General features: G+C 54.4%; 17 protein-coding genes. All 17 read left to right on the top strand.

Annotated features, from left to right (window positions below; all coding sequences use genetic code 11):
* Positions 1-2 precede the first annotated feature (2 nt).
* Positions 3-491 (top strand): colanic acid biosynthesis acetyltransferase WcaB, encoded by a 489-nt coding sequence (gene wcaB, locus J4614_RS05795; RefSeq protein WP_000888724.1) that lies wholly within the window; start codon positions 3-5, stop codon positions 489-491.
* Positions 488-1,705: a colanic acid biosynthesis glycosyltransferase WcaC gene (gene wcaC, locus J4614_RS05790; RefSeq protein WP_001023832.1), complete on the top strand. Its 1,218-nt coding sequence runs from the start codon at positions 488-490 to the stop codon at positions 1,703-1,705. The genes wcaB and wcaC overlap by 4 nt, the downstream gene beginning before the upstream one ends.
* A complete protein-coding gene (gene wcaD, locus J4614_RS05785; protein WP_000091392.1) occupies positions 1,680-2,894 on the top strand; it encodes a colanic acid polymerase WcaD in 1,215 nt (404 codons plus the stop codon). Before wcaC ends, wcaD begins: the two co-directional genes overlap by 26 nt.
* Before the next feature lie 12 nt (positions 2,895-2,906).
* On the top strand, positions 2,907-3,653 hold the full coding sequence (gene wcaE, locus J4614_RS05780; RefSeq protein ID WP_023136765.1) for a colanic acid biosynthesis glycosyltransferase WcaE: 747 nt from the start codon (positions 2,907-2,909) through the stop codon (positions 3,651-3,653).
* A gap of 15 nt (positions 3,654-3,668) precedes the next feature.
* Complete coding sequence (gene wcaF, locus J4614_RS05775; protein WP_001153603.1) at positions 3,669-4,223, top strand: colanic acid biosynthesis acetyltransferase WcaF; 555 nt, start codon at positions 3,669-3,671, stop codon at positions 4,221-4,223.
* 23 nt (positions 4,224-4,246) lie between these two features.
* Positions 4,247-5,368 carry a GDP-mannose 4,6-dehydratase gene (gene gmd / locus J4614_RS05770; protein ID WP_000048160.1) on the top strand — a complete coding sequence of 374 codons (1,122 nt, stop codon included), beginning with the start codon at positions 4,247-4,249 and terminating at the stop codon, positions 5,366-5,368.
* A gap of 2 nt (positions 5,369-5,370) precedes the next feature.
* Complete coding sequence (locus J4614_RS05765) at positions 5,371-6,336, top strand: GDP-L-fucose synthase (protein WP_001041702.1); 966 nt, start codon at positions 5,371-5,373, stop codon at positions 6,334-6,336.
* A 2-nt stretch (positions 6,337-6,338) separates the two neighbouring features.
* Positions 6,339-6,812 (top strand): GDP-mannose mannosyl hydrolase, encoded by a 474-nt coding sequence (locus tag J4614_RS05760; protein ID WP_012218634.1) that lies wholly within the window; start codon positions 6,339-6,341, stop codon positions 6,810-6,812.
* A complete protein-coding gene (gene wcaI / locus J4614_RS05755) occupies positions 6,809-8,032 on the top strand; it encodes a colanic acid biosynthesis fucosyltransferase WcaI (protein ID WP_023252071.1) in 1,224 nt (407 codons plus the stop codon). The genes J4614_RS05760 and wcaI overlap by 4 nt, the downstream gene beginning before the upstream one ends.
* Positions 8,029-9,471 carry a mannose-1-phosphate guanyltransferase gene (gene cpsB / locus J4614_RS05750; protein ID WP_000605943.1) on the top strand — a complete coding sequence of 481 codons (1,443 nt, stop codon included), beginning with the start codon at positions 8,029-8,031 and terminating at the stop codon, positions 9,469-9,471. Before wcaI ends, cpsB begins: the two co-directional genes overlap by 4 nt.
* Positions 9,472-9,581: 110 nt before the next feature.
* Entirely contained in the window at positions 9,582-10,952 is a 1,371-nt protein-coding gene (cpsG, locus tag J4614_RS05745) for a colanic acid biosynthesis phosphomannomutase CpsG (RefSeq protein WP_094888475.1), read from the top strand.
* A gap of 53 nt (positions 10,953-11,005) precedes the next feature.
* Positions 11,006-12,400, top strand: a complete 1,395-nt coding sequence (gene wcaJ, locus J4614_RS05740) for an undecaprenyl-phosphate glucose phosphotransferase (RefSeq protein WP_000183163.1) — start codon at positions 11,006-11,008, stop codon at positions 12,398-12,400.
* 131 nt (positions 12,401-12,531) lie between these two features.
* Positions 12,532-14,010: a colanic acid undecaprenyl disphosphate flippase WzxC gene (gene wzxC, locus J4614_RS05735; protein ID WP_000058682.1), complete on the top strand. Its 1,479-nt coding sequence runs from the start codon at positions 12,532-12,534 to the stop codon at positions 14,008-14,010.
* 21 nt (positions 14,011-14,031) lie between these two features.
* Positions 14,032-15,312: a colanic acid biosynthesis pyruvyl transferase WcaK gene (gene wcaK, locus J4614_RS05730; protein ID WP_000770902.1), complete on the top strand. Its 1,281-nt coding sequence runs from the start codon at positions 14,032-14,034 to the stop codon at positions 15,310-15,312.
* On the top strand, positions 15,309-16,529 hold the full coding sequence (gene wcaL / locus J4614_RS05725) for a colanic acid biosynthesis glycosyltransferase WcaL (RefSeq protein WP_094888476.1): 1,221 nt from the start codon (positions 15,309-15,311) through the stop codon (positions 16,527-16,529). The genes wcaK and wcaL overlap by 4 nt, the downstream gene beginning before the upstream one ends.
* 10 nt (positions 16,530-16,539) lie before the next feature.
* Positions 16,540-17,943 (top strand): colanic acid biosynthesis protein WcaM, encoded by a 1,404-nt coding sequence (gene wcaM / locus J4614_RS05720; RefSeq protein WP_001656553.1) that lies wholly within the window; start codon positions 16,540-16,542, stop codon positions 17,941-17,943.
* Positions 17,944-18,120: 177 nt separating this feature from the next.
* The gene (gene galF, locus J4614_RS05715; RefSeq protein ID WP_000981469.1) at positions 18,121-19,014 is read left to right on the top strand and encodes a GalU regulator GalF; all 894 of its coding nucleotides are present in this window, start codon (positions 18,121-18,123) and stop codon (positions 19,012-19,014) included.
* Positions 19,015-19,310 lie beyond the last annotated feature (296 nt).

The following is a 19,310-nucleotide window of genomic DNA, read 5'->3' as shown; positions in this document are numbered from 1 at the left end:
CGATGCTGGAAGACTTACGCGCGAATAGCTGGAGCTTACGCCCTTGTTGCATGGTGCTGGCCTACCGTATCGCTCATTTTTGTTCCGTCTGGCGCAAAAAGAATGTGCTGAATAATCTGTGGGCCGCGCCGGTGCTGGTGCTGTATCGCGTGATCACGGAATGCCTGTTCGGGTATGAAATCCAGGCCGCCGCGACCATTGGTCGGCGGTTCACTATCCATCATGGTTACGCGGTAGTGATCAACAAACATGTCGTCGCCGGTGACGATTTTACCATTCGCCACGGCGTCACCATTGGCAATCGCGGCGCGGACAGCCTGGCTTGTCCGGTGATTGGTCACGGCGTTGAGCTGGGGGCGAATGTCATCCTGCTTGGCGATATTACTATCGGTAATCACGTCACGATTGGCGCGGGTAGCGTGGTGCTTGACAGTATTCCGGACCATGCGCTGGTGGTGGGAGAAAAAGCACGGGTGAAGGTCAGCACATGAATATTCTGCAATTTAATGTACGGCTGGCGGAAGGCGGCGCGGCGGGAGTGGCGTTGGATCTCCATCTGCGGGCGCTGCAAAAAGGGCTGACGTCGCGTTTTATCTATGGTTATGGCAAAGGCGGAAAAAAAAGCGTCAGTCACCACCGCTATCCGCAGGTGATAAAACAGACGCCGCGCGGCACGGCAATCGCCAATATCGCGCTATTTCGTTTCCTGAATCGCGATCTGTTTGGCAATCTCGACAATCTTTACCGCACGGTTATCCAGACATCCGGCCCGCTGGTGCTGCATTTTCATGTTCTCCACAGTTACTGGCTAAACCTGGCGGACATCGTGACGTTTTGCGAAAAAGTCAAAGCGCAAAAAGCGGACGTCACGCTGGTCTGGACGCTGCACGATCACTGGAGCGTCACCGGGCGTTGCGCCTTTACCGACGGTTGTGAGGGCTGGAAAAGCGGCTGCCAAAAATGTCCGACCCTAAGCAATTATCCGCCGGTCAGGGTGGATCGGGCGCACCAGCTTATTGACGGCAAACGTCAGCGCTTTCGTGACATGCTGCGGCTGGGCTGCCAGTTTATTTCGCCGAGCCAGCACGTGGCCGAGGCCTTTAACAGCGTTTATGGCGCGGGGCGCTGCCAGATTATTAACAACGGTATCGATCTGGCGACTGAGGCGATTCTCGCGCAGCTATCACCTGTGCCGCTGAATCCGGGAAAACCGCGAATTGCCATTGTGGCGCATGACTTGCGTTACGACGGCAAAACTGACCAGCGTCTGGTACACGACATGATGGCGCTGGGCGAAAAAATTGAACTGCATACCTTTGGTAAATTTTCGCCTTTTACCGGCCAAAACGTCGTTAATCACGGTTTTGAAACCGATAAGCGCAAATTAATGAGCGCGCTCAATGAGATGGACGCGCTGGTCTTTAGCTCGCGGGTCGATAACTATCCGCTGATCTTGTGTGAAGCGCTCTCGATCGGCGTACCGGTGCTCGCTACCCACAGCGAGGCGGCGCAGGAGGTGCTGGCGAAATCCGGCGGCCAGACTTTTGCCGCTACAGATGTACTGCGCCTGGCGCAGCGGCGTAAGCCAGAGATTGCTCAGGCGGTATTTGGCGCAACGCTGGACGCCTTTCGTATGCGTAGCCGCGTCGCGTACAGCGGTCAACAGATGCTGGAGGAGTATGTCTCGTTCTATCAGAATCTGTAGCTACCTGCTGCTGCCGCTGATCTACCTACTGGTCAATGTCAAGATTGCCCAACTGGGGGAAAGCTTTCCCATTACCATCGTCACTTTTTTACCGCTGTTGCTGCTGTTATTTGTGGAACGCATTAGCGTAAAAAAATTGATGATCGCCTTAGGCATCGGCGCGGGGCTTACGGCATTTAACTTCCTGTTCGGCCAGTCGCTGAATGCTGGTAAATATGTCACGTCCACGATGCTGTTTGTCTATATTGTGGTCATTATCGGGATGGTCTGGAGTATCCGATTCAAAACCATTTCCGCGCATAACCACCGAAAGATTTTGCGTTTTTTTTATCTGGTGGTGGGTATAGTGGTCGCGCTCGCCGCGGTTGAGATGGCGCAAATTATCCTTACCGGCGGCAGCAGTATTATGGAAGGAATTTCGAAATATCTCATTTACAGTAATAGCTACGTACTGAACTTCATAAAATTTGGCGGTAAGCGTACCACTGCGCTTTATTTTGAACCGGCATTTTTCGCTTTGGCACTAATCTCAATTTGGCTGAGCATCAAACAGTTTGGTATCAAAACACCGAAAAGCGATGCTATGATTCTGGCAGGGATAATATTATCAGGATCATTTTCAGGGGTAATGACCTTTATCCTGTTTTATCTTCTGGAGTGGGCGTTCCAATATTTGAATAAGGATGCGATAAAGAAAAAACTTCCACTGGCGCTGGTCTCATTAACCCTGTTTTTGGTTGGGGTAATTATTGCATTTCCTTATATCGCGACACGACTTGGCGATTTAGGGACGGAAGGCTCATCTTCTTATTATCGTATTGTGGGACCCTTAGTCATGGTCGGATATTCCTTGACCCATATTGATGGTGTAGTCAGATTTGGCTCACTTTATGAATATGTCGCATCATTCGGAATCTTTAACGGTGCGGATGTCGGGAAAACCATAGACAATGGATTGTATCTGCTGATTATTTATTTTTCCTGGTTCGCAGTGCTAATGACGCTGTGGTATATGGGGAAAGTTTTAAAAATGGCGCTAAATGCGTTTGGCGATAATCGCAATTTTCGGGTGCAGCTCTATCTTTTTACGCCGGTGTCGCTGTTTTTTACCGGTTCAATATTTAGCCCGGAATATGCTTTTTTAATCGTCTGTCCGTTCATTTTGCGCAAGGCGTTAAAAATTTCATAACGGGGTGGTGGCATGTTTTTAAGCGTCGTTACCGTCGCCTTTCGCAATTACGAAGGGGTGGTAAAAACCTGGCGCTCGCTGCGCAATCTGGCGCGCGATCCGGGTCTGTCATTTGAATGGATCGTAGTGGATGGCGGTTCGGAGGACGGCACGCGCGAATTTCTGCAAAAACGTCACGGTGAGTTTAACCTGCGTTTTATCAGTGAAAAGGATCTCGGTATTTATGATGCCATGAACAAAGGCATTGCGCTGGCGCAGGGGCGCTATACCCTGTTTCTTAATTCCGGTGATGCGTTCCATGATGATGCCGCGCTGTTTGTCCGGCAACTGGCGCGACAAAAGGGCGAGGCGATGTATATTGGCGACGCGCTGCTGGATTTCGGCGGCGGGCATAAAATACGCCGGAAGGCTAAACCCGGGTATTATATCTACCATAGTTTGCCAGCCAGCCATCAGGCGATATTTTTCCCGACGGCAGCGTTAAAAAAGTATCCTTATGATCTGCAATATCATGTCTCTTCAGATTATGCGCTGGCGGCCCGTCTCTATAAAGCAGGCTATCCTTTTCGGCGAATTAACGGACTGGTATCTGAATTTTCGATGGGCGGCGTGTCAACCTCGAATAATCTGGAATTATGTCAGGATGCAAAAAACGTACAGCGAAAAATATTACGTGTGCCAGGGTTTTGGGCGCAATTATCCTATTTATTACGTCTGAAAACGACGGGTAAAACAAAAGCGCGGTATAACAAAGTCTAATCACCGGGAGTTATTATGCAGGATCTTAGCGGCTTTACGGTGCCGAAGGGGTTCCGCGGCGCTAATGCGCTAAAAGTACAATTATGGTGGGCGGTACAGGCGACATTATTCGCTGGGTCGCCGCAAATATTGTATCGCTGGCGAGCCTTTTTGCTGCGTCTGTTTGGCGCCAAAATTGGAAAGAATGTGGTTATCCGACCGTCAGTAAAAATTACCTATCCGTGGAAATTAACCGTCGGCGATTATGCCTGGGTAGGCGACGACGCTGTGTTATATACGTTGGGTGAAATTAATATTGGCGCACATGCGGTCATTTCACAAAAAGGCTATTTGTGTACCGGTAGCCATGATTATACCAGCGCCCATTTCGATATTAACGCCGCGCCGATTGTTATTGGCGAAAAATGTTGGCTGGCAACCGATGTTTTTGTCGCGCCCGGCGTGACGATAGGTCATGGCACCGTCGTCGGCGCGCGCAGCAGCGTATTTAAATCATTACCGGCAAATGCGATTTGTCGGGGCAATCCCGCAGTGGTAACGCGCCAGCGCGTTCAGAAAGTTACTCCCTAACGGGACTATTTGAGGAAATGAAAATGTCAAAAGTCGCTCTCATTACTGGCGTAACCGGACAGGATGGGTCTTACCTGGCAGAATTTCTGCTGGAAAAAGGGTATGAGGTGCATGGTATCAAGCGCCGCGCGTCATCGTTTAATACCGAGCGCGTGGACCATATTTATCAGGACCCGCACAGCTGCAACCCGAAATTTCATCTGCATTATGGCGACCTGACCGACGCCTCCAACCTGACCCGCATTTTACAGGAAGTGCAGCCGGACGAGGTCTACAACCTGGGCGCGATGAGCCACGTGGCGGTGTCGTTTGAGTCGCCGGAATATACCGCCGATGTGGATGCGATGGGCACGCTGCGCCTGCTGGAGGCGATCCGCTTCCTCGGTCTTGAAAAGAAAACGCGGTTCTACCAGGCCTCCACCTCTGAACTGTACGGTCTGGTGCAGGAAATTCCGCAGAAAGAGACCACGCCGTTCTACCCGCGTTCCCCCTATGCGGTAGCGAAACTGTACGCCTACTGGATCACCGTCAACTACCGTGAATCCTACGGTATTTACGCCTGTAACGGCATTCTGTTTAACCACGAGTCCCCGCGTCGCGGCGAAACCTTCGTCACCCGTAAGATCACCCGCGCCATCGCCAATATCGCCCAGGGACTGGAGTCCTGCCTGTATCTCGGCAACATGGACTCGCTGCGCGACTGGGGTCATGCGAAAGATTACGTGCGAATGCAGTGGATGATGTTACAGCAGGAGCAGCCGGAAGATTTCGTGATTGCCACCGGCGTGCAGTATTCCGTGCGCCAGTTTGTGGAGCTGGCGGCGGCGCAACTGGGGATAAAACTGCGCTTTGAAGGCGAAGGCATTAATGAGAAAGGGATCGTGGTATCCGTTACCGGACACGATGCGCCGGGCGTGAAACCGGGCGATGTGATTGTGGCCGTTGATCCGCGTTATTTCCGTCCGGCGGAAGTGGAAACCCTGCTGGGCGACCCGTCCAAAGCGCATGAGAAACTGGGCTGGAAACCGGAAATCACCCTGTCGGAGATGGTCTCCGAGATGGTGGCGAACGATCTGGAGGCCGCGAAAAAACACTCACTGCTGAAATCTCACGGTTACGAGGTGGCCATCGCGCTGGAGTCCTGAGAATGAATAAGCAACGAATTTTTGTGGCGGGCCATCGTGGGATGGTGGGATCCGCCATTGTACGGCAGCTTGCGCAGCGCGGCGACGTGGAACTGGTACTGCGCACCCGCGATGAGCTGGATCTGCTCGACGGGCGTGCGGTACAGGCGTTCTTTGCCGGGGCGGGTATCGACCAGGTTTATCTGGCGGCGGCGAAAGTGGGCGGCATTGTCGCCAACAACACGTATCCGGCGGATTTTATTTATGAAAACATGATGATAGAGAGCAACATTATTCACGCCGCGCACCTGCACAACGTGAACAAACTGCTGTTTCTCGGTTCGTCCTGTATCTATCCGAAACTGGCAAGGCAGCCGATGGCGGAAAGCGAGCTGCTGCAGGGAACGCTGGAGCCGACCAACGAGCCGTATGCCATCGCCAAGATCGCCGGGATTAAACTGTGCGAGTCCTACAACCGGCAGTACGGTCGCGACTACCGTTCGGTGATGCCAACCAACCTGTACGGCCCGCATGATAATTTCCACCCGGACAATTCACATGTGATCCCGGCGCTGCTGCGTCGCTTTCATGAGGCTGCGCAGAGCCACGCGCCGGAGGTGGTGGTGTGGGGCAGCGGCACGCCGATGCGCGAATTTCTGCACGTTGACGATATGGCGGCGGCCAGTATTCACGTGATGGAGCTGGCGCGCGAAGTGTGGCAGGAGAACACCGCCCCGATGCTGTCGCACATTAACGTCGGCACTGGCGTGGACTGCACCATCCGCGAGCTGGCGCAGACCATCGCAAAGGTGGTGGGTTACCAGGGCCGGGTGGTGTTCGACGCCACGAAGCCGGACGGCACGCCGCGTAAATTGCTCGACGTCACGCGCCTGCATCAGCTTGGCTGGTATCACGAAATTTCACTGGAGGCAGGGCTTGCCGGTACTTACCAGTGGTTCCTTGAGAATCAGCAACGGTTCCGGGGGTGACAATGTTTTTACGTCAGGAAGATTTCGCCGCCGTGGTGCGGGCGACGCCCCTCATCTCCCTCGATTTCATTGTGGAAAACGGCCAGGGGGAAATTTTACTGGGCCAGCGTCTCAACCGTCCGGCGCAGGGCTACTGGTTTGTGCCGGGGGGGCGGGTGTGCAAAGACGAAACGCTGGAGGCCGCCTTTGCACGCCTGACGCAGGCGGAACTGGGCGTGCGTCTGCCGCTGGCGGCAGGGACGTTTTATGGCGTCTGGCAGCACTTCTATGACGACAACTTTTCCGGTGAGGATTTTTCAACTCACTACATCGTGCTCGGATTTCGTCTGCGCGTGGCGGAGAGCGATTTACGCCTGCCTGACGCCCAGCATGGCAGTTACCGCTGGCTGACGCCGGAACAGCTTCTGGCAAGCGATAATGTTCATGAGAACAGTCGGGCCTACTTCTTTCCTGACGCGCCGGCGGTGGGCCTATGAAGATCCTGGTCTATGGCATTAACTATTCGCCGGAACTGACCGGTATCGGCAAATATACCGGCGAAATGGTGGCGTGGATGGCGCGGGAAGGCCATGAGGTGCGAGTCATTACCGCGCCGCCGTACTACCCGCAGTGGAAGGTCGGCGAGCGCTATTCCGCCTGGCGCTATCGCCGGGAAGAGGGCGAGGCTACCGTCTGGCGCTGCCCGCTGTATGTGCCGAAACAGCCCTCCACCTTAAAACGGTTGCTTCATCTGGGGAGCTTTGCATTGAGCAGTTTTTTCCCACTGATGGCGCAGCGTCGCTGGAAGCCGGATCGGATTATCGGCGTTGTACCGACGCTCTTTTGTACGCCGGGAATGCGTCTGCTGGCGACACTCTCCGGCGCGCGTACCGTACTGCATATTCAGGATTACGAAGTGGATGCCATGCTCGGCTTAGGAATGGCGGGAAAAGGTAAGCGCGGCAGCGTAGCGCGGTTAGCAACGGCCTTTGAACGTAGCGCGCTGCGTAGCGTTGATAATGTTTCGACCATCTCTCGCTCCATGATGAATAAAGCGCGGGAAAAGGGCGTCGCGGCGGAAAAAATCCTCTTTTTTCCGAACTGGTCGGAAGTGGCGCGCTTTCAGGACGTTAATGACGCTGACGTGACGGCTTTGCGTCAGCAGCTTGGCTTGCCAGAGGGTAAAAAAATCGTGCTCTATTCCGGCAATATCGGCGAAAAGCAAGGGCTGGAAAAGGTGATAGACGCCGCGGAACGATTACGCGATCGACCGCTGATTTTCGCGATTGTCGGCCAGGGGGGCGGCAAGGCGCGGCTGGAGAACATGGCCCGCGAACGCGGCCTGCCAAATATTAAATTCCTCCCGCTGCAGCCTTACGACGCCTTACCCGCGCTGCTGAAAATGGGCGACTGCCATCTGGTGGTGCAAAAGCGCGGCGCGGCGGATGCGGTACTGCCCTCCAAGCTGACTAACATTCTGGCGGTCGGCGGTAATGCGGTGATTACCGCTGAGCCGCACACCGAATTAGGACAACTTTGCGCGCGCTATCCGGGCATCGCCGTTTGCGTGGAACCGGAGTCGACCGACGCGCTGGTTAACGGGATTAGCCAGGCGCTCGCCATGCCGAAAAACAACACGACGGCACGTGAATACGCCGAACGCACGCTCAATAAAGAGAACGTGCTACGCCAATTTATTGCAGATATTCGGGGATGATAATGCGTCAGACAAAACTTTACCCGGTTGTGATGGCCGGTGGCTCCGGTAGCCGATTGTGGCCGCTTTCTCGCGTGCTTTATCCAAAACAGTTTCTGTGCCTGAAAGGCGATCTCACCATGCTGCAAACCACCATTTGCCGTCTGAACGGCGTGGAGTGCGAAAGCCCGGTGGTTATCTGCAACGAACAGCACCGTTTTATCGTTGCCGAACAGCTCCGCCAGCTCAATAAGCTGACGGAGAACATTATTCTTGAGCCCGCCGGGCGCAATACCGCGCCGGCGATTGCGCTGGCGGCGCTGGCGGCGACGCGCCAGCATACGGACTGCGATCCGCTGATGCTGGTACTGGCGGCGGATCATGCGATCGCCAATGAAGAGGCCTTCCGCGACGCGGTGCGCGACGCCATGCCCTATGCCGACGCGGGCAAACTGGTGACCTTCGGTATCGTGCCGGATCTGCCGGAAACCGGCTATGGCTATATCCGGCGCGGTGATGTCGTGCCGGGCGCGACGGATGCGGTGGCTTTTGAGGTGGCGCAGTTCGTTGAGAAGCCGGGGCTGGAAACCGCTCAGGCCTACGTCGCCAGCGGCGATTACTACTGGAACAGCGGCATGTTTCTGTTCCGCGCCGGACGCTATCTGGAAGAGCTGAAAAAGTTCCGCCCCGATATTCTGGCCGCCTGTGAACAGGCGATGCGCGGCGTCGATCCGGATCTTGACTTCATTCGTGTGGATGAAGAGGCCTTCCTCGCCTGTCCGGAAGAGTCCATTGACTACGCGGTGATGGAGCGGACGGCGGACGCGGTGGTGATGCCAATGGACGCGGGCTGGAGCGATGTCGGCTCGTGGTCCTCGCTGTGGGAAATCAGCGCCCACACCCCGGAGGGAAACGTCCACCACGGCGACGTCATCAGCCATAAAACGGAAAACAGCTACGTTTACGCCGAATCCGGCCTGGTGACCACCGTCGGCGTGAAGGATCTGGTGGTGGTGCAGACCAAAGACGCCGTGCTGATTGCCGATCGCCACGCGGTGCAGGACGTGAAAAAGGTGGTGGAGAAGATCAAGGCCGACGGACGCCATGAGCACCACATGCACCGCGAGGTTTACCGCCCGTGGGGCAAATACGACTCCATCGACGCGGGCGAGCGCTATCAGGTGAAGCGCATTACCGTCAAGCCGGGGGAAGGACTGTCGGTGCAGATGCACCATCACCGCGCCGAGCACTGGGTGGTGGTGGCGGGGACCGCCAGAGTCACCATCAACGGCGAGGTTAAGCTGCTCGGTGAAAACGAGTCCATCTATATTCCGCTGGGGGCGACTCACTGCCTGGAAAATCCGGGAAAAATACCGCTCGATTTAATTGAAGTGCGTTCCGGCTCGTATCTCGAAGAGGACGACGTGGTGCGGTTCGAGGACCGTTACGGGCGGGTCTGACGCCTGCAATGGTGCCCGGTAAGCGCAACGCGCCATCCGGCAATGAACAACAATAACGATGTTGGCCATTTACGGTCAGGGCTAACTGTTGCCTGAAGAAGGGTAAGAACATGACAAAATTAACCTGTTTCAAGGCCTACGACATTCGCGGCAGGCTGGGCGAAGAGCTCAATGAAGATATCGCGTGGCGGATTGGCCGCGCCTACGGCGAATATTTAAAACCGAAAACCATCGTGCTGGGCGGCGACGTGCGCCTGACCAGCGAGGCGCTGAAGCTGGCGCTGGCGAAAGGGTTACAGGACGCGGGCGTCGACGTGCTGGATATCGGTATGTCCGGCACCGAAGAGATTTACTTCGCCACCTTCCACCTCGGCGTGGACGGCGGTATTGAGGTGACCGCCAGCCATAACCCGATGGACTACAACGGTATGAAGCTGGTGCGCGAGGGCGCCCGCCCGATAAGCGGCGACACCGGTCTGCGCGACGTTCAGCGTCTGGCGGAAGCGGGCGATTTCCCGCCGGTGAACGACACCGCGCGCGGCAGCTACAGACAAATCAGCCTGCGCGACGCCTACATCGACCACCTGCTCGCCTACATCAGTGTTAACAATCTCACCCCGCTGAAGCTGGTGGTGAATTCCGGCAACGGGGCGGCGGGGCCGGTCATTGACGCCATCGAAGCGCGTCTGAAGGCGCTGGGCGCGCCGGTGGAGTTCATCAAAATCCACAACACCCCGGACGGCACCTTCCCGAACGGCATTCCCAACCCGTTGCTGCCGGAGTGTCGCGACGACACCCGCAAGGCCGTTATTGAACACGGGGCGGACATGGGCATCGCCTTTGACGGCGACTTCGACCGCTGCTTCCTGTTCGATGAGAAAGGGCAGTTTATCGAGGGGTACTACATCGTCGGGCTGCTGGCGGAAGCGTTTCTGGAAAAACACCCGGGGGCGAAGATTATCCACGACCCGCGCCTGACCTGGAACACGGAGGCAGTGGTGACGGCGGCGGGCGGGACGCCGGTGATGTCAAAAACCGGACATGCCTTTATCAAGGAGCGGATGCGTACGGAGGATGCCATTTATGGCGGAGAAATGAGCGCGCATCACTATTTTCGTGATTTTGCCTACTGCGACAGCGGGATGATCCCGTGGCTGCTGGTGGCGGAGCTGGTGTGCCTGAAGGGACAGTCGCTGGGTGAACTGGTCCGCGACCGGATGGCGGCGTTCCCGGCGAGCGGGGAAATCAACAGCAGGCTGGCGGAGCCAGCGGCGGCCATCGCGCGGGTGGAAGCGCACTTTGCGGAAGAGGCGCAGGCAGTGGACCGCACGGACGGTCTCAGCATGTCGTTCGCCGACTGGCGTTTCAACCTGCGCTCGTCGAACACCGAACCGGTGGTGCGCCTGAATGTGGAGTCACGCGGCGATATTCCGCTGATGGAAGCGCGAACACGCACTCTGCTGGCGCTGCTGAATCAGTAACGTCAGATCTCCCCTTACCGCCTGCGGGTAAGGGGCCAATCACAGGAACAACGATGACAAATCTAAAAAAGCGCGAACGAGCCAAAACCAATGCATCGTTAATCTCTATGGTGCAACGCTTTTCAGATATCACCATCATGTTTGGCGGGCTGTGGTTCATCTGTGAAGTCAGTGGACTGCCATTCCTGTACATGCACCTGTTGGTGGCGCTGATTACGCTGGTTGTTTTTCAAATGCTGGGCGGGATGACCGATTTTTATCGCTCCTGGCGCGGCGTCAAAATGTCGACAGAGTTAACGCTGTTACTGCAAAACTGGACGCTGAGCCTGATCTTCAGCGCCGGTCTGGTGGCGTTTAATGATGACTTTGACAACCGCCTTGCCACCTGGCTGGCCTGGTATGCGCTGTCCAGCCTGGGCTTAGTGTTATGCCGTTCATTTATTCGTTTCGGCGCGGGCTGGCTACGCAATCGTGGTTATAACACTCGCCGGGTCGCCGTCGCCGGAGATTTGCCTGCGGGCCAGGCGTTGCTGGATAGCTTCCGTAATGAGCCGTGGCTGGGTTTTGAGGTGGTGGGCGTCTATCACGATCCCAAACCGGGCGGCGTCTCTGCTGACTGGGCCGGGAACTTCGAGCAGTTAATTGACGATGCGAAAGCCTCGCGAATTCACAATGTTTATATCGCTATGTCAATGAGCGACGGCGCCATGGTGAAAAAACTTGTGCGCGAGCTGGCCGACACCACCTGCTCGGTGATCCTTATTCCCGATGTGTTCACCTTTAATATTCTCCACTCGCGCGTGGAGGAGATGAGCGGCGTTCCGGTCGTTCCGCTGTATGACACGCCGCTGTCAGGGATTAACCGTCTGCTTAAACGGGCAGAGGATATCGTGCTGGCGTCGCTGATTCTGCTGCTCATCTCACCGGTACTGTGCTGCATTGCGCTGGCGGTCAAATTGAGCTCGCCCGGGCCGGTGATTTTCCGTCAGACGCGCTACGGGATGGACGGCAAGCCGATCAAGGTCTGGAAGTTCCGCTCAATGAAGGTAATGGAGAACGATAAGGTCGTTACCCAGGCGACACAAAACGATCCGCGCGTCACCCGGGTAGGTAACTTTTTGCGTCGTACCTCGCTGGATGAATTACCGCAGTTTATCAACGTGTTAACCGGCGGGATGTCCATCGTCGGTCCTCGCCCGCACGCGGTGGCGCATAACGAACAGTATCGTCAGTTGATTGAAGGTTACATGCTACGCCACAAGATGAAGCCGGGCATCACCGGCTGGGCGCAAATTAATGGCTGGCGCGGTGAAACCGATACGCTGGAGAAAATGGAAAAACGCGTGGAGTTCGACCTGGAATACATCCGCGAATGGAGTATTTGGTTCGATATCAAAATCGTTTTTCTGACGATTTTTAAAGGGTTTGTTAATAAAGCGGCGTATTAAGAACCTGATCCACAAGGCTATTTACTTGCCATATCGAACCAGGGCAGCGTGTACGCTCCGGTTTTTCCGCGCTGTCCGCGTTCAATCTGGCTGCGCCAATGACGCCTTGTGAACAGGTTCTGGAGAAAAGAATGAGTTTACGACAAAAAACGATCAGCGGCGCTAAATGGTCGGCTATCGCCACGATAGTGATTATCGGTCTGGGGTTAATTCAGATGACGGTGCTGGCGCGGATCATCGACAACCACCAGTTTGGCCTGTTGACTGTCTCGCTGGTGATTATCGCGCTGGCCGACACGATCTCGGACTTTGGCATCGCGAACTCGATTATCCAACGTAAAACGATTGGGCATCTGGAGCTGACCACGCTCTACTGGCTAAACGTTGGGCTTGGGATTGTGGTATTTGCGGTGGTCTTTTGGCTGAGCGATGCGATTGCCCATGTTTTGCATAACCCGGATCTCGCGCCGTTAATCAAAACGTTGTCGCTGGCGTTTATTGTGATCCCTCACGGGCAGCAGTTCCGTGCGCTGATGCAAAAAGAGCTGGAGTTCAATAAGATCGGCATGATCGAAACGACCTCCGTGCTGGCGGGGTTCACCTTTACGGTGATTAGCGCCCATTACTGGCCGCTGGCGTTAACCGCGATTCTCGGCTATCTGGTGAACAGCGCGGTGCGAACGCTGCTGTTTGGTTACTTTGGCCGCAAGATTTACCGCCCGGGGCTGCATTTTTCGCTGGCATCGGTGTCCACGAACCTGCGTTTTGGCGCGTGGCTGACGGCGGACAGTATCGTCAATTACATCAACACGAATTTATCGACGCTGGTACTGGCGAGAATTCTCGGCGCAAGCGTCGCCGGGGGATATAACCTCGCGTACAACGTGGCGGTTGTGCCGCCGGCGAAGCTTAACCCCATCATTACTCGCGTGCTATTTCCGGCATTCGCCAAAATTCAGGACGATACCGAGAAGCTGCGCGTCAACTTCTATAAGTTGCTTTCCGTGGTGGGAATTATCAATTTTCCCGCGCTGCTGGGCCTGATGGTAGTGGCGAACAATTTTGTGCCGTTAGTGTTTGGTGAGAAGTGGAACAGCATTATCCCGATCCTGCAATTGCTGTGCGTGGTGGGGCTGCTGCGCTCGGTAGGCAACCCGATTGGTTCGCTGCTGATGGCGAAAGCGCGCGTGGATATCAGCTTTAAATTCAACGTCTTTAAAACGTTTCTGTTTATCCCGGCAATTCTCATTGGCGGCCATCTGGCGGGGGCGATTGGCGTGACGCTGGGGTTCCTGGTGGTGCAAATCATCAACACCATTCTGAGCTATTTCGTGATGATTAAGCCGGTACTCGGCTCCAGCTATCGTCAGTATATTCTCAGCCTGTGGCTACCGTTTTATCTCTCATTGCCAACATTTATTACCAGCTACGGCGCAGGAAAGCTGGTCGACGGCTATTTACCGTTGTCAGGGGTATTCGCGCTACAGGTTATGGTCGGTATTTTGAGTTTTATTTTGATGATTATTTTTTCACGCAATGCGCTGGTGATGGAAATTAAAAATCAGCTTGTTGGTAGTGCAAAAATGAAAAAGTTATTACGTGTCGGATGACGGGGATATAAGAGGCTATTTATGAAATTATTAATTTTAGGCAACCACACATGCGGCAACCGTGGTGATAGCGCCATTATGCGCGGTTTGCTTGATGCCATCCGTCAACAGGCGCCAGAGGCGGAGATGGATGTGATGAGCCGTTTCCCGGTGAGTTCCGCCTGGTTGCAGGGGCGCCCGATTATTGCCGACCCGCTGTATCAGTTAAGTCAGAAACAGCAGGCGGCGGCAGGGCTTAACGGTCGGGTGAAAAAAGTATTACGCCGTCGTTTTCAGCATAAAATTTTATTGTCTAAAGTCGCCCAGGAAGGATCGCTGCGTAATTTTGCTATCGCGCCGGAATTTGCCGAATTCGCGCAATTTATTGCGCAGTATGACGCCGTCATTCAGGTGGGCGGTTCAAACTATGTCGACTTATACGGTTTGACTCACTTTGAATATCCGCTGTGCGCGTTTATGGCGAACAAACCAATTTATATGGTGGGACATAGCGTCGGCCCTTTCCAGAACCCTGACTTTAACCAGCTCGCCAATTATGTTTTTGGGCGCACCAGTGCGCTGATCCTGCGTGAAACCGTCAGCCGTGATCTAATGACCGCCGCGCAGATCGATACCCGGAAAGTGGAGCAGGGGGTGGATACTGCCTGGTTAGTCGAACGCCGTCACGACGAGTTTGTCGCCAGTTATGCTGTGCAGCACTGGCTGGACGTCACCGCGCGCCGCAAAACCGTCGCGATTACGTTGCGCGATCTGGAGCCGTTTGATAAACGCCTGGGCACCACTCAGCAGGCCTATGAGCAGGCATTTGCCCAGGTCGTGAATCGCCTGATTGCGGACGGTTATCAGGTACTGGCGCTGTCGACCTGCACCAGTATCGATCGCTATAACCGCGATGACCGGATGGTTGCGTTACGGATGGCGAAGTATGTAAACGACTCAGAGCATTTCCATATCGCGATGGACGAACTCAATGACGTGGAAATCGGAAAGATCCTCGCCTCCTGTGTACTGACCATCGGGACGCGCCTGCATTCCGCCATTATCTCCATGAATTTTGGCACGCCCGCTATCGCCATTAATTATGAACATAAATCCGCCGGGATTATGCAGCAGCTAGGCCTGGCGGAATTGGCTATCGATATCCGTCACTTGCTGAACGGTTCATTACAAAGCGTGGTGGCCGATACGCTCAATCAATTGCCTGCGCTAAAGGCAAAAGTGGCTAATGCCGTCACCGAGGAGCGGGCGAAAGGGTTCACGATGATCAAATCCGTTCTCGACAGAATTCGGGAGGAACAATGAAAGTCAGCTTTTTTCTGCTGAAATTTCCACTCTCATCGGAAACCTTTGTGCTGAATCAGATTACTGCGTTTATTGATATGGGCCATGAGGTGGAGATTGTCGCGTTACAAAAAGGCGATACCCAACATACTCACGCCGCCTGGGAGAAGTATGGCCTGGCGGCGAAAACCCGCTGGTTACAGGATGAGCCCCAGGGACGGCTGGCGAAACTGCGCTACCGGGCATGTAAAACGCTGCCGGGGCTGCATCGGGCGGCGACCTGGAAAGCGCTCAATTTTACCCGCTATGGCGATGAATCACGCAATTTGCTCCTTTCCGCGATTTGCGCGCAGGTGAGCCACCCTTTTGTGGCGGATGTGTTTATCGCACACTTTGGTCCGGCGGGCGTGACGGCGGCCAAACTACGCGAACTGGGCGTGCTTCGCGGCAAAATCGCGACTATTTTCCACGGGATTGATATTTCCAGCCGCGAAGTGCTCAGTCATTACACGCCGGAGTATCAGCAGTTGTTTCGTCGTGGCGATCTGATGCTGCCCATCAGCGAACTGTGGGCCGGTCGCCTGAAAAGTATGGGCTGTCCGCCGGAAAAGATTGCCGTTTCGCGCATGGGCGTCGACATGACGCGTTTTACCCATCGTCCGGTGAAAGCGCCAGGGATGCCGCTGGAGATGATTTCCGTCGCGCGCCTGACCGAGAAAAAAGGCCTGCATGTGGCGATTGAAGCCTGTCGGCAACTGAAAGCGCAGGGCGTGGCGTTTCGCTACCGCATTCTGGGGATTGGCCCGTGGGAACGTCGGCTGCGTACGCTCATCGAGCAGTATCAGCTAGAGGATGTCATTGAGATGCCGGGGTTTAAACCGAGCCATGAAGTGAAGGCGATGCTGGATGACGCCGATGTTTTTTTGCTGCCGTCGATTACCGGTACGGATGGCGATATGGAAGGTATTCCGGTAGCGCTGATGGAGGCGATGGCGGTGGGGATTCCCGTGGTGTCTACCGTGCATAGCGGCATTCCGGAACTGGTGGAGGCCGGCAAATCCGGCTGGCTGGTGCCGGAAAACGATGCGCAGGCGCTGGCGGCCCGACTCGCTGATTTCAGCCGGATTGACCACGACACGCTGGAGTCGGTGATCACGCGCGCCCGTGAAAAAGTGGCGCAAGATTTTAATCAGCAGGCGATTAATCGCCAGTTAGCCAGCCTGCTACAAACGATATAAACGAGGTGGTATGCCCACGACTAAATTCTCCCGACGTACCCTCCTGACGGCAGGTTCCGCGCTTGCTGTTCTTCCTTTTCTACGCGCCTTGCCGGTACAGGCGCGTGAACCTCGCCAGACCGTCAATATTAAGGATTATCCGGCGGATGACGGTATCGCCTCGTTCAAACAGGCCTTCGGCGACGGGCAGACCGTGGTCGTACCGCCAGGATGGGTGTGTGAAAATATCAATGCGGCGATAACGATTCCGGCGGGAAAAACGCTGCGGGTACAGGGCGCGGTGCGTGGGAATGGCCGGGGACGGTTTATTTTGCAGGACGGGTGTCAGGTGGTGGGGGAGCAGGGCGGCAGTCTGCACAATGTGACGCTGGATGTTCGCGGGTCGGACTGTGTGATTAAAGGCGTGACGATGAGCGGCTTTGGCCCCGTCGCGCAAATTTTCATTGGTGGTAAGGAACCGCAGGTGATGCGTAATCTCATTATCGATGACATCACCGTTACCCACGCCAACTACGCCATTCTCCGCCAGGGATTTCATAACCAAATGGACGGCGCGCGGATTACGCATAGCCGCTTTAGCGATTTGCAGGGGGACGCCATTGAGTGGAATGTCGCGATTCACGACCGCGACATCCTGATTTCCGATCATGTCATCGAACGCATTGATTGTACCAATGGCAAAATCAACTGGGGGATCGGCATCGGGCTGGCGGGTAGCACCTATGACAATAGTTATCCTGAAGACCAGGCAGTAAAAAACTTTGTGGTGGCCAATATTACCGGATCTGATTGCCGACAGCTGGTGCACGTAGAAAATGGCAAACATTTCGTCATTCGCAATGTCAAAGCCAAAAACATCACGCCAGATTTCAGTAAAAAGGCGGGTATTGATAACGCAACGATCGCAATTTATGGCTGTGATAATTTCGTCATTGATAATATTGATATGACAAATAGTGCCGGGATGCTCATCGGCTATGGCGTCGTTAAAGGCAAATACCTGTCAATTCCGCAAAACTTTAAATTAAACGCTATTCGGTTGGATAATCGCCAGGTTGCTTATAAATTACGCGGCATTCAAATTTCCTCCGGTAACGCCCCCTCTTTTGTCGCCATCACCAATGTACAGATGACGCGTGCTACGCTGGAACTGCATAATCAACCGCAGCACCTCTTTCTGCGTAATATCAACGTGATGCAAACTTCAGCGATTGGCCCGGCGTTAAAAATGCGCTTCGATTTGCGTAAAGATGTCCGTGGTCAATTTATGGCCCGCCAGGACACGCTGCTTTCCCTCGCTAATGTTCATGCCATCAATGAAAACGGGCAGAGTTCCGTGGATATCGACAGGATTAATCACCAAACCGTGAATGTCGAAGCAGTGAATTTTCCGCTGCCGAAGCGGGGAGGGTAAGTACCGCTATTTTTACGAAAATTCCTGGGAAAAAGTTGTTCATACTTAATGTTATGGTGCCGACTAAGACGTAATGTAGAGCGTGCCATCATTATCCCTGGCAGCAGAGTAATTCATGCTGGCGAAAACAAGCTAAAGAGCTATAATTCAGCAACCATTTTACAGGTGGAAGAAACAATGATGAATTTGAAAGCAGTTATACCGGTAGCGGGTTTGGGTATGCATATGTTGCCTGCCACCAAGGCAATCCCAAAAGAGATGCTACCGATCGTCGACAAGCCAATGATTCAGTACATTGTCGATGAGATTGTGGCTGCAGGGATCAAAGAAATCGTACTGGTGACTCACGCGTCTAAAAACGCCGTTGAGAACCACTTCGACACCTCTTATGAACTTGAATCACTTCTTGAACAGCGCGTTAAGCGTCAGCTTTTGGCGGAAGTGCAATCTATCTGCCCACCGGGCGTAACGATTATGAACGTTCGCCAGGCGCAGCCGTTAGGGCTGGGGCACTCTATTCTGTGCGCGCGTCCGGTCGTGGGCGATAACCCTTTCATTGTGGTACTCCCGGATATTATTATTGATGATGCTACCGCCGATCCGCTGCGCTATAACCTTGCGGCGATGGTGGCGCGTTTCAATGAAACGGGTCGCAGTCAGGTGCTGGCGAAGCGCATGAAAGGTGATTTATCGGAGTATTCCGTTATCCAGACGAAAGAACCTCTGGATAATGAAGGCAAAGTCAGCCGGATTGTGGAGTTTATCGAAAAACCGGATCAGCCGCAGACGCTGGATTCCGATCTGATGGCGGTGGGCCGTTATGTGCTTTCAGCCGACATCTGGGCGGAACTGGAAAGAACCGAACCGGGCGCCTGGGGCCGTATCCAGCTCACCGATGCCATTGCAGAACTGGCGAAAAAACAGTCGGTTGACGCGATGCTAATGACGGGTGACAGCTATGACTGCGGTAAAAAAATGGGCTACATGCAGGCATTTGTGAAGTACGGGCTGCGCAACCTGAAAGAAGGAGCGAAGTTCCGTAAGAGCATAGAGCAGCTTCTGCATGAATAAGTATTAACAACCGTGATAAATGGTTGGTGATAAACATAATAACGGCAGTGAACATTCGAAGCGGCAAGTTGGCTGAAACGAGTGTTGACTGCCGTTTTAGTTTTGTATAAAGGGCTTAAGTAACAAGGGGTTATCTGGAGCATTTTAATGCTGATTTTATAAGATTAATCCTTGTTTCCGGATGCAATTAATAAGACAATTAGCGTTTAAGTTTTAGTGAGCTTTGCCCTGCTGGGCGAGGTTTGTAACAAGTCGATATGTACGCAGTGCACTGGTAGCTGATGAGCCAGGGGCGG

The sequence above is a fragment of the Salmonella sp. 32031103-2018-00083-FB-01-SM-01 genome (assembly GCF_017571995.1).
Classification (GTDB): domain Bacteria; phylum Pseudomonadota; class Gammaproteobacteria; order Enterobacterales; family Enterobacteriaceae; genus Salmonella; species Salmonella enterica.
Note: the sequence above shows the minus strand (reverse complement) of the source record. Positions and strands in the feature narration are given on the sequence as shown.

Coding starts and splice junctions, on each gene's coding strand:
- wcaJ (WP_000183163.1), top strand. CDS start 11,006: ATGACAAATCTAAAAAAGCGCGAACGAGCCAAAACCAATGCATCGTTA.
- wcaI (WP_023252071.1), top strand. CDS start 6,809: ATGAAGATCCTGGTCTATGGCATTAACTATTCGCCGGAACTGACCGGT.
- wcaD (WP_000091392.1), top strand. CDS start 1,680: ATGTCTCGTTCTATCAGAATCTGTAGCTACCTGCTGCTGCCGCTGATC.
- J4614_RS05760 (WP_012218634.1), top strand. CDS start 6,339: ATGTTTTTACGTCAGGAAGATTTCGCCGCCGTGGTGCGGGCGACGCCC.
- wcaM (WP_001656553.1), top strand. CDS start 16,540: ATGCCCACGACTAAATTCTCCCGACGTACCCTCCTGACGGCAGGTTCC.
- cpsG (WP_094888475.1), top strand. CDS start 9,582: ATGACAAAATTAACCTGTTTCAAGGCCTACGACATTCGCGGCAGGCTG.
- wzxC (WP_000058682.1), top strand. CDS start 12,532: ATGAGTTTACGACAAAAAACGATCAGCGGCGCTAAATGGTCGGCTATC.
- wcaC (WP_001023832.1), top strand. CDS start 488: ATGAATATTCTGCAATTTAATGTACGGCTGGCGGAAGGCGGCGCGGCG.
- wcaL (WP_094888476.1), top strand. CDS start 15,309: ATGAAAGTCAGCTTTTTTCTGCTGAAATTTCCACTCTCATCGGAAACC.
- wcaE (WP_023136765.1), top strand. CDS start 2,907: ATGTTTTTAAGCGTCGTTACCGTCGCCTTTCGCAATTACGAAGGGGTG.
- galF (WP_000981469.1), top strand. CDS start 18,121: ATGATGAATTTGAAAGCAGTTATACCGGTAGCGGGTTTGGGTATGCAT.
- wcaK (WP_000770902.1), top strand. CDS start 14,032: ATGAAATTATTAATTTTAGGCAACCACACATGCGGCAACCGTGGTGAT.
- cpsB (WP_000605943.1), top strand. CDS start 8,029: ATGATAATGCGTCAGACAAAACTTTACCCGGTTGTGATGGCCGGTGGC.
- wcaB (WP_000888724.1), top strand. CDS start 3: ATGCTGGAAGACTTACGCGCGAATAGCTGGAGCTTACGCCCTTGTTGC.
- J4614_RS05765 (WP_001041702.1), top strand. CDS start 5,371: ATGAATAAGCAACGAATTTTTGTGGCGGGCCATCGTGGGATGGTGGGA.
- gmd (WP_000048160.1), top strand. CDS start 4,247: ATGTCAAAAGTCGCTCTCATTACTGGCGTAACCGGACAGGATGGGTCT.
- wcaF (WP_001153603.1), top strand. CDS start 3,669: ATGCAGGATCTTAGCGGCTTTACGGTGCCGAAGGGGTTCCGCGGCGCT.